Annotated in this window: 11 protein-coding genes; 10 read left to right on the top strand and 1 reads right to left on the bottom strand. The window is 65.6% G+C overall.

Going from position 1 to position 10,158, the window contains the following annotated elements:
- The 10 genes from EOD07_RS10480 to EOD07_RS10525 form a co-directional block, all read left to right on the top strand.
- Window positions 1–427: LysR family transcriptional regulator substrate-binding protein (locus EOD07_RS10480; RefSeq protein ID WP_164772160.1), on the top strand; the 427-nt coding region annotated here is incomplete at its 5' end.
- A gap of 193 nt (window positions 428–620) precedes the next feature.
- On the top strand, window positions 621–1,100 hold the full coding sequence (locus tag EOD07_RS10485) for a formate dehydrogenase subunit gamma (RefSeq protein ID WP_127235388.1): 480 nt from the start codon (window positions 621–623) through the stop codon (window positions 1,098–1,100).
- The gene (locus tag EOD07_RS10490; RefSeq protein WP_127235389.1) at window positions 1,097–2,653 is read left to right on the top strand and encodes an NADH-quinone oxidoreductase subunit NuoF; all 1,557 of its coding nucleotides are present in this window, start codon (window positions 1,097–1,099) and stop codon (window positions 2,651–2,653) included. Before EOD07_RS10485 ends, EOD07_RS10490 begins: the two co-directional genes overlap by 4 nt.
- A 10-nt stretch (window positions 2,654–2,663) precedes the next feature.
- Entirely contained in the window at window positions 2,664–5,576 is a 2,913-nt protein-coding gene (gene fdhF / locus EOD07_RS10495; RefSeq protein ID WP_127235390.1) for a formate dehydrogenase subunit alpha, read from the top strand.
- 2 nt (window positions 5,577–5,578) lie between these two features.
- Window positions 5,579–6,409: a formate dehydrogenase accessory sulfurtransferase FdhD gene (gene fdhD, locus EOD07_RS10500; RefSeq protein ID WP_127235391.1), complete on the top strand. Its 831-nt coding sequence runs from the start codon at window positions 5,579–5,581 to the stop codon at window positions 6,407–6,409.
- The gene (locus EOD07_RS10505) at window positions 6,399–6,713 is read left to right on the top strand and encodes a formate dehydrogenase subunit delta (protein WP_040986080.1); all 315 of its coding nucleotides are present in this window, start codon (window positions 6,399–6,401) and stop codon (window positions 6,711–6,713) included. The genes fdhD and EOD07_RS10505 overlap by 11 nt, the downstream gene beginning before the upstream one ends.
- A gap of 124 nt (window positions 6,714–6,837) precedes the next feature.
- Window positions 6,838–8,391 (top strand): alpha/beta fold hydrolase, encoded by a 1,554-nt coding sequence (locus tag EOD07_RS10510; protein WP_127235392.1) that lies wholly within the window; start codon window positions 6,838–6,840, stop codon window positions 8,389–8,391.
- 108 nt (window positions 8,392–8,499) lie between these two features.
- A complete protein-coding gene (locus EOD07_RS10515; protein ID WP_127235393.1) occupies window positions 8,500–8,973 on the top strand; it encodes a carboxymuconolactone decarboxylase family protein in 474 nt (157 codons plus the stop codon).
- An 83-nt stretch (window positions 8,974–9,056) separates the two neighbouring features.
- Entirely contained in the window at window positions 9,057–9,419 is a 363-nt protein-coding gene (locus tag EOD07_RS10520) for a nuclear transport factor 2 family protein (RefSeq protein ID WP_040986271.1), read from the top strand.
- Between the two features lie 48 nt (window positions 9,420–9,467).
- Window positions 9,468–9,782 (top strand): hypothetical protein, encoded by a 315-nt coding sequence (locus EOD07_RS10525; protein WP_041001433.1) that lies wholly within the window; start codon window positions 9,468–9,470, stop codon window positions 9,780–9,782.
- Window positions 9,783–9,932: 150 nt separating this feature from the next.
- On the opposite strand, the gene EOD07_RS10530 is transcribed toward EOD07_RS10525, so the two are convergent.
- Window positions 9,933–10,158 (bottom strand): ester cyclase (locus EOD07_RS10530; protein ID WP_164772161.1); only part of this gene is annotated, 226 nt, incomplete at its 5' end.

Below are 10,158 nucleotides of genomic sequence, written 5' to 3' on the forward strand. Positions count from 1 at the left end.
GCTCTATGACGAGCGCTATCAGCTGATCACCGCGGTCGGGAACCCCTATTTTGACCGCGACAAAGTGACGTGGGCCGAGATCAGCCATCTGCCGCTCTGCCTGCTGACGCCGGACATGCAGAACCGCCGCATCATCGACCAGCATCTGGCCGAAGCCGGCGTGCAGGTGCGGCCGACGCTGGAATCCAATTCGATGATCGTGCTCTTCTCGCATATAAGGACAGGCAAGTGGTCGTCGATCATGCCGCTCAACCTTGCGGAAACATTCGGCTTTTCCGAGCCCATCCGGGCGATCCCCATCGTCGAGCCGGATGCCAGCCACACGGTCGGGCTGGTGGCGGCGCCGCGCGAGCCGCACACGCCGCTGGTGCAGGCGCTTCTGGACGAGGCGATGGCGCTGGCGGACGATTTCCGCGCCCATCGCTAGGCTAGACAATGCGAGCCGCCGGATTTTGATAGAAAATTTCTATCAAACGACGGAAGCGCTTTATTGATCTCAGGGGTTTCCTCTGATTTCGTAAGGACTTAGCGATATTGCGCCCTATGCATGTCGTTGCCCCGAAATCGCTCTATATGCTGGGGTGACATACATTGGCCGCCACGACCAGGGAGGGCGCTGCTTGACCACGCAGGCCGCAAGTACCGAGATTGCGTCGCGCACGGCGGCGATCATTGACGAGATGAAGGGCCTCGAGGGCCCGTTGCTGCCGATCCTGCACGGCATACAGGAAGAGTTCGGGCACGTTCCGAAGGACGCCCTGCCGGTGATCGCCGATGGGCTAAACCTTTCCCGGGCCGAGGTGCACGGCGTGGTCAGCTTCTATCACGATTTCCGCGCCAAGCCTGCCGGACGGCACGTGCTGAAGCTCTGCCAGGCGGAAGCCTGCCAGTCGATGGGCTCGGACGCCGTCGCGGCCAAGGTCAAGCAGTTGCTCGGCATCGATTTCCACGAGACCACGCGCGACGGATCGGTTACACTGGAGCCGGTCTATTGCCTCGGGCTTTGCGCCTGCTCGCCGTCGGCGATGCTCGACGGCGAAGTCATCGGCCGGCTCGATGACGAGAAGATCGAAGAGATCGTCGCGGAGGTGCGTTCATGATCCCGCGCATCTATATCCCCTGCGATTCCGGCGCCATCGCGCTCGGCGCCGATAAGGTCGCCAGGGCGATCGAAGCCGAGCTCAAGGAACGCGGCGTCGAGGCCAAGATCGTGCGCAACGGCTCGCGCGGCGCCTATTTCCTGGAGCCGATGGTCGAGGTGGCCACCGAGACGGGCCGCGTCGCCTATGGCCCGGTCAAGCCGTCCGACGTCAAAAGCCTGTTCGACAGCGGCTTCCTCAAGGGCGGCCACCACAAGCGCTGGCTGGGCGCGCCCGACAAGATCCCCTTCTTCGCCAAGCAGACGCGCCTGACCTTCGCACGCTGCGGCATCAACGACCCGCTATCGCTCGACGCCTACAAGTCGCTGGGCGGTTTGCGCGGCCTGCAGAACGCCGTCGCCATGGCGCCGGCCGACGTCGTCAAGCAGGTGACCGAGTCGGGCCTGCGCGGCCGCGGCGGCGCCGGCTTCCCGACCGGCATCAAGTGGAAGACGGTGCTGGATACGGCGGGCGCGCAGAAATACATCGTCTGCAACGCCGACGAGGGCGACAGCGCCACTTTCGCCGACCGCATGATCATGGAAGGCGATCCCTTCGTGCTGATCGAAGGCATGGCGATCGCCGGCATCGCCACCGGTGCGACCAAGGGTTTCGTCTATATCCGCTCGGAATATCCGCATGCGGTAGCGACGATGAACAAGGCCGTCGCGATCGCGCGCCAGGCGGGCGTGCTCGGCGTCAATGTGCTGGGTTCGCCCAACGCCTTCGACATGGAAATCCGCGTCGGCGCGGGCGCCTATGTCTGCGGCGAGGAAACCTCGCTCTTGAACAGCCTCGAGGGCAAGCGCGGCGTGGTGCGCGCCAAGCCGCCGCTGCCTGCGATCCAGGGCCTGTTCGGCAAGCCGACGGTGATCAACAATGTGATCTCATTGGCATCCGTGCCGATCATCATGGACAAGGGCGCCGCCTACTACAAGGATTTCGGCATGGGCCGCTCGCGCGGCACGATCCCGATCCAGATCGCGGGCAATGTCAAAAATGGCGGCCTGTTCGAGACGGCCTTCGGCCTGACGCTCGGCGAGATCGTCGACGACATCGGCGGCGGCACGGCTTCGGGCCGTCCGGTGAAGGCGGTGCAGGTCGGCGGGCCGCTCGGCGCCTATTTCCCGCGCGCTTTGTTCGACACGCCCTTCGACTACGAGGAATTCGCCAAGCGCGACGGACTGATCGGCCATGCCGGCATCACCGTGTTCGACGACACGGCCGACATGCTGAAGCAGGCGCGCTTCGCCATGGAGTTCTGCGCCATCGAAAGCTGCGGCAAGTGCACGCCCTGCCGGATCGGCTCGACGCGCGGCGTGGAGGTCCTGGACAAGGTCGCCGCGGGCATCGAGGCGGAGAAGAACCTCGCCCTGGTCACCGACCTCTGCAACACGATGAAGTTCGGATCGCTCTGCGCGCTGGGCGGCTTCACGCCCTATCCGGTGATGAGTTCGATCACGCACTTCCCCGAGGATTTCAAGCCCGCGCCAGCGCGCGTGGCGGCTGAATAGGAGCTGGCAGATGAACATCAAGGCCGACTTCCCGACACTCATCGAAGAGATCGACTACGGAACACCGGAGTCGAAAGCGACGAAGCAGGTGACCCTGACCGTCGACGGGCAAAGCATCACCGTGCCGGAAGGCACCTCGATCATGCGCGCGGCGATGGAGGGCGGCGTCGAGATCCCGAAGCTCTGCGCCACCGACATGCTGGACTCCTTCGGCTCCTGCCGCGTCTGCCTGGTCGAGATCGAAGGGCGCGCCGGCACGCCGGCTTCCTGCACGACGCCCGTTGCCGAAGGCATCGTGGTGCGCACGCAGTCCGACCGGCTCGACGCCATCCGCCGCGGCGTCATGGAGCTCTATGTCTCCGACCATCCGACCGGCTGGAACGAGAAGGCCGGCACCGGCGCCAGCGAGTTCGACGCGGTGGCGAAGTCGGTCGGTCTTACCGAGAACCGCTACGGCGTCGAGGGCCGCAACCACGTCAAGCAGGAGAATGGCGTCGCGCCCGGCCACGGCTCATTGGCCGTCGACTATATCGCCCGCGACGAATCCAACCCCTATTTCACCTACGACCCGGCGCAGTGCATCGTCTGCTCGCGCTGCGTGCGCGCCTGCGAGGAGGTGCAGGGCACCTTCGCGCTGACCATCGAGGGCCGCGGCTTCGAGTCGCGCATGGTCGCCGGCATGCATGAGGACTTCATCGCTTCCGAATGCGTCTCCTGCGGCGCCTGCGTGCAGGCCTGCCCGACCGACGCGCTGCGCGAGAAGACGGTGCTCGAAAAGGGCATGCCGGAACGTTCGGCCGTCACCACCTGCGCCTATTGCGGCGTCGGCTGCTCGTTCAAGGCCGAGGTGAAGGACGACGAGGTCATCCGCATGATGCCCTACAAGGACGGCCAGGCAAACCACGGCCATTCCTGCGTCAAGGGCCGTTTCGCCTATGGCTACGCCACCCACAAGGACCGCATCCTGTCGCCGATGATCCGCGAGAAGATCACCGATCCGTGGCGCGAAGTGTCGTGGGAAGAGGCGATCGCCCACACGGCGAAGGAATTCCGCCGCATCCAGTATCAATACGGACGCACCGCGATCGGCGGCATCACCTCCTCGCGCTGCACGAACGAGGAGACCTATCTCGTCCAGAAGCTGGTGCGGCAGGGCTTCCGCAACAACAATGTCGACACCTGCGCCCGCGTCTGCCACTCGCCGACCGGTTACGGGCTCGGCCAGACCTACGGTACTTCGGCCGGCACGCAGGATTTCGACTCCGTCGAATTCACCGACGTCGCCGTCATCATCGGCGCCAATCCGGCTTCCGCCCACCCGGTGTTCGCCTCGCGGCTGAAGAAGCGGCTGCGCCAGGGCGCCAAGCTGATCGTGATCGATCCGCGCCGCACCGAGATGGTCAAGTCGGCGCATGTCGAGGCGGACTACCACCTTCCCCTGAAGCCCGGCACCAATGTGGCGGTGCTGACGGCGCTGGCGCATGTCATCGTCACCGAGGGGCTCTACAATGAAGCGTTCATCCGTGAGCGCTGCGACTGGGCCGAATTCCAGGATTGGGCGTCCTTCGTCGCCCTGCCGGAAAACAGCCCGGAGACAGTCGGCAAGCTTTCCGGCGTCGACCCGGAAGCCATCCGGGGCGCCGCTCGGCTCTACGCCAAGGGCGGCAATGGCGCTATCTATTACGGCCTCGGCGTCACCGAACACAGCCAGGGCTCGACCACGGTGATCGCGATCGCCAACCTTGCCATGGCCACCGGCAATATCGGCCGTCCCGGCGTCGGCGTGAACCCGCTGCGCGGCCAGAACAATGTGCAGGGCTCCTGCGACATGGGCTCGTTCCCGCATGAGCTGCCGGGCTACCGCCACATCTCGGGCGACGCGGTGCGCGACATCTATGAGAGCCTGTGGGGCGTGAAGCTGGACGAGGAGCCCGGCCTGCGCATTCCCAACATGCTGGACGCCGCCGTCGACGGCTCGTTCAAGGGCATCTACATCCAGGGCGAGGACATCCTGCAGTCCGATCCGGACACCAAGCATGTCGCCGGCGGCCTCGCCGCGATGGAATGCGTGGTCGTGCACGACCTCTTCCTCAACGAGACGGCGAACTACGCGCATGTCTTCCTGCCGGGCTCGACCTTCCTCGAGAAAGACGGCACCTTCACCAATGCCGAGCGCCGCATCAACATGGTGCGCAAGGTGCTGGAGCCGAAGGCGCGCTACGCCGACTGGGAAGCGACGCAAGAGCTTGCCCGGGCCATCGGGCTCGACTGGAACTACACGCATCCGTCGCAGATCATGGACGAGATCGCCAAGACGACGCCGAGCTTTGCCGGCGTCTCGTTCGAGCTGCTCGATCGCGTCGGCTCGGTGCAGTGGCCCTGCAACGAGAAGGCGCCGCTCGGCACGCCGATCATGCATGTCGACGGCTTCGTGCGCGGCAAGGGCAAGTTCATCCGCACCGAATATGTGGCGACGGACGAGCGGACCGGCCCGCGCTATCCGCTGCTGCTCACCACCGGACGTATCCTGTCCCAGTACAATGTCGGCGCGCAGACAAGGCGCACCGGAAACATCGCCTGGCATGCCGAGGACCGGCTGGAAATCCATCCGCATGACGCCGAAGTCCGCGGCGTCCGCGACGGCGATTGGGTGCGGCTGGCGAGCCGCTCCGGTGAAACGACGCTGCGCGCGCTGATCACCGACCGCGTCTCACCCGGCGTCGTCTACACGACGTTCCACCATCCGGACACGCAGGCCAACGTAATCACGACCGACTTCTCGGACTGGGCGACCAACTGTCCAGAATACAAGGTCACCGCCGTGCAGGTGGCGCCGTCCAACGGCCCGACCGACTGGCAGAAGGACTATAACGAACAGGCCAAGCAGAGCCGCCGTATCGCTCCGCTGGCGGCAGCGGAGTAGTCTTGGCCGCGCGCCGCAAAGCAACGACGCAGATATCGCGGCTGGCGCATCGCGCCGGCGGCACCGTTGCCGCGAGCCGCATGGTGCCGGAAGAGACGCCGGTGGCGTTCTCCTTTGCCGGCACCACCCATGCGGTGATGATGGCAAGCCCGGCGGATTTCGAGGATTTCGCGCTCGGCTTCTCGCTGACCGAAGGCATCATCGCCGACCCGGCGGAGATCGAGGCGATCGAGGTCGAGGATCTCGGCGCCGGCATCGATATCCAGATCAGGCTGAAGGACAAGGCCAACACGCGCTTCCAGGCGCGGCGGCGCAGGCTCGCCGGGCCGGTCGGCTGCGGGTTGTGCGGCATCGAATCCATCGAGGAGGCGATGCGCTCGGTCGACGCCGTCGGTGCGTCGCGACTTACGCTTCAGGCAGACGACATCACCAGCGCCGTCCGGCTGCTGTCGAAGGTTCAGCCGCTGCACACGGAAACCGGCGCGGTGCACGCCGCCGGCTTCTACGTTCCAGGCAAAGGCATCGTGATGGCGCGTGAGGATGTCGGCCGCCACAACGCGCTCGACAAGCTTGCCGGCGCGCTGGCCAAGGCCGGCATCGATGGCGCCAGCGGCGCCGTCGTGGTGACCTCGCGCGTCTCGGTCGAGATGGTGCAGAAGACAGCGGCCATTGGTGCTTCGATCATCATGGCGGTCTCGGCGCCGACCGCGCTCGCCATCCGCACGGCAGAGGCCGCCGGCATGACGCTGGTGGCGCTGGTGCGCGGGGACGATTTCGATATTTTCACCCACCCCGAACGGGTGGTTTCCGGAGTTGCCAAGCATGTCGCATGACGAAGACCACATCGCCAGCACCAAGGAAAAGCTGGTGCGCATGGCCAACCAGATCGCCACCTTCTTCCACTCGAAGCCGCGCGAGGAAGGCATCGCCGGCGTTGCCGAGCACATCAACAAGTTCTGGGAGCCCAGGATGCGGCGTCAGTTCTTCGAGCTGCTCGACGGCGACGCGGAGGATTTCGACGAGCTGGTGCTTGCCGCCTCGCCGAAGATCAAGCGGCCGCAGACGCCGCAGCAGGCCGATGCGGACCTGGGTTACGTCAGACCTGCCGAGGCCGCAGGCGCCACGCCCCGGAAATAGGCCGGACAAACTCCCGGCCGCCGAACGTCTTATATTCCCGCTTTCTAAAGTTCTTCTGCCTTAGACGGACCATTTCTGCTATGGTCGGCGACAGGAAATCGTCTGGCCGGGCGGGGTAGTTTGCGTGAGGCCGATCGAGACCAGATACGCGCGCAGCGGAGAGGTGCGGATCGCCTATCAGGTGGTCGGCCAGGGTGCGTTCGACCTGGTCTTCGTGCCGGGCTTCATCTCCAATCTCGACCTGCATTGGGAAGACGAAGGCTACAGCCGCCTGTTGAAACGGCTTTCCGCCTTCTCGCGGCTGATCCTGTTCGACAAGCGCGGCACCGGGCTTTCCGACCGCGTCGACAGCCGCCGCCTGCCCAGTCTGGAGACCCGCATGGACGACGTGCGCGCGGTGATGGACGCCGCCGGCAGCGGCCGGGCGGCGATCCTCGGCGCCTCGGAAGGCGCGCCGATGGCCATGCTGTTCGCCGCCACCTATCCAGAGCGGACGCGGGCGCTGGTGCTTTATGGCGGCTATGCGCATTTCCACAGATGGGTGATGCCGCCGGAGCGTCTGGAAGCCTTCATCGAGATGGCGGAGACATCGTGGGGCACTGGCGCGACCTTGCCCAATTTCGCGCCGGGCCGGGTCGACGACGCTCATTTCGCCCAATGGTGGGCCCGGTTCGAGCGATTGTCGGCCAGCCCGACGGCCGCGGCAGCGCTTGCCCGCATGAACGCCGATATCGACGTGCGCGATATCCTGGCGATGATCAGCGCGCCGACGCTGCTCATCCATCGCCGCAACGACGCGCGGGTCGACCCCGACGCCAGCCGCTTCCTTGCAAAGAAGATCCCGCATGCCCGGCTGGTCGAGATAGCGGGGCGCGATCATCCGATCTGGACCGGCGATGTCGATCGCGTGGCCGACCTGATCGAGGAATGTCTCACCGGGGAACCTGCGGTAGCCGACACCGAGCGCGTGCTGGCGGCGCTGCTGGTGACGCGGATCTATGACACGGCCAAGCTCGGCGACCGCATGTGGAGCGAGCGCAGCCAGCGCTTCCAGGAAACCTGGCGGCTTTTGGTCGGGCGCCACGGCGGACGCGCGGCCGGCACGCATGGCGAATTGATGGTGTCGCGCTTCGACGGACCGGCGCGCGCCATACGCTGCGCCGCAGCGCTGCGCGAGGCGGCGCAGCAGATCGGCGTGGCGAGCGCGCAAGGCGCGCATGTCGGCGAGATCGAAATGCGCGGCCAGCCGGTCGGGCTGACCGCGCGGGTGACCATGCAGCTCGCCGCCCATGCGCGGCGCGGCGACATCCTGGCCTCGCGGCTGGTCGCCGATCTCGCGGTGGGCTCCGGCCTGCATTTCGTCGATGCCGGCCGCGTCAGCCTCGATGAGCTGGATGAGCCTGTGCCGGTGGTTCTGGCGACATCGGAGCAGCATCTGGAGCCAGCCTGCCGGCCCAAGGGAAGGCCGGCCGAGCCGATGGCGCTGACGGCGCGGGAAAGCGAGGTGGTGAACCTGATCGCCGACGGCAAGAGCAATGCCGCGATCGCCGCGGCGCTCAGCCTCAGCGAGCATACGGTCAAGCGGCACGTCGCCAACATCCTGCTCAAGCTCGACCTGCCGTCGCGGGCGGCGGCGGCGGCTTTTTCGGCGAGGCATGCTGGCCCGGACGGGCCATGAGAGCCATGGCGCTTTCGGGGGAAGCGCCCGGAGCGCCGCAAGCAGTACGAATTCTTTCCATGCAGGCCGGGCGATGTCGCCGTGACGGCACTGCGAATGGAGGATGAAATGCTGAAACTCAGTCGCAAGATCGGATTGCTGGTATTTGCCGCGGGCGCACTGCTGGCCGTCACCCCGGCGCACGCCGAAGACGCGTCGGCCACTGCCGCCTACAAGGACATCCAGGCCACGCTCGGCTCGGTGCCCGACATGTTCAAGACGCTTCCCGACGTCGCCGTTGCCGGCGCCTGGGCCGAGATCAAGGGCGTCCAGCTCAACCCCAAGACCGCGCTCGACGGCAAGACCAAGGAACTGCTGGGGCTTGCGGTCGCCGCGCAGATCCCCTGCCAGTACTGCATCTATTTCCACACCGAGGCTGCCAAGCTCAACGGCGCAAGCGACGAGGAGATCAAGGAGGCCGTGGCGATGGCGGCGATCGTGCGCCACTGGTCGACGATGCTCAACGGCAGCCAGGTCGACCTGGCGACCTTCAAGAAACAGACGGACGACGTGTTCGCGGCTGTGAAAGCCAAGTCGCAGTGAACGAAATCCCTGCCCGGCGATGAACGCCGGGCGGCGATTCCCTCGTCAACAGCCCGATCGAAGACGGGCATATGGAGGATGACATGCTGACCAAGACAGGAAACGTAGACGGCGCGGCGATCAAGAAGGCGATCGAAGGCCGGGACGGCAAGCTCTTGTCGAGCTTCTACACCGACGATGCGCTGGTGCGGGTGATCGACCGCAACAATCCGCCGAGCAAGCCGCGCGAGATCCGCGGCCGCGCGGCGATCAGCACCTTCTGGGACGACATCTGCAGCCGAGCGATGACCCACAAGGTCGACACCACGATCGCCGAGGGCGACAGCCTCGCCTTCACCCAGGCCTGCGCCTACCCGGACGGCACGAAGGTGTTCTGCGCGGCGATGCTTGAGCTGAAGGGTGGCCGCATCGCGCGGCAGACCGTCGTGCAGGCCTGGGACGAGTAGCGGACAGATCAACAGCGGCCTCGGCCGCAAATTTGGAGGAGAAGGAAGATGTTCAGCGCCAGATGGCAGATAGACGCGAAGTTCGGGCACAAGCAGACGGCACTCGAGCTGATGCGAAAATGGGAACGCGAGATCGGTTCGCAAGTCGGCATCGCCGACCTGGGATTCCAGATCATGACCGGCTCTATCGGTGCGCGGGAAGCGACGATCGAATCCCACCACCAGGTCAAGAGCCTCGCCCAACTGGAAGAGTTCTTCGCCAAGATCGCCAAGATCGAAGCGCACGCCAAATGGGGCAAGGAGCTGGAGCCTTATGTGGTGTCGGGCACCAGCCTCTGGCAGATCTTCCGGATCGTCGAGTAGTGGCCTGCTTTCTTCGCCCCGCTTGCGGGGAGAAGGTGCCGGCAGGCAGATGAGGGGCCGGCGCCAGCGTAGCAAAAGTTTGTGCTGCCCCCCATCCGGCCCTTCGGGCCACCTTCTCCCCGTGAAACGGGGAGAAGGAAAGACACGCTCCTACATCAAGCCAAGCTGCTTGTAGAAGCCGAGCGCGTCGTAATAGTCGCTCTGGGTCGCGATCTTGCCGTCCTTGATGGAAAACATCGAGGCACCGGTGAAGGAGAACTTCTTGCCGGTCGCCGCCGTGCCGTCGCCCCAGGCGCCGGTGTTGGTGCCGGAGAACTCCCATTCGAAGGAGACGCGGTCGCCATCGACGAGCGGCTTGCCCTTCATCGTCCAGACC

This window comes from Mesorhizobium sp. M2C.T.Ca.TU.002.02.1.1 (assembly GCF_003997225.1).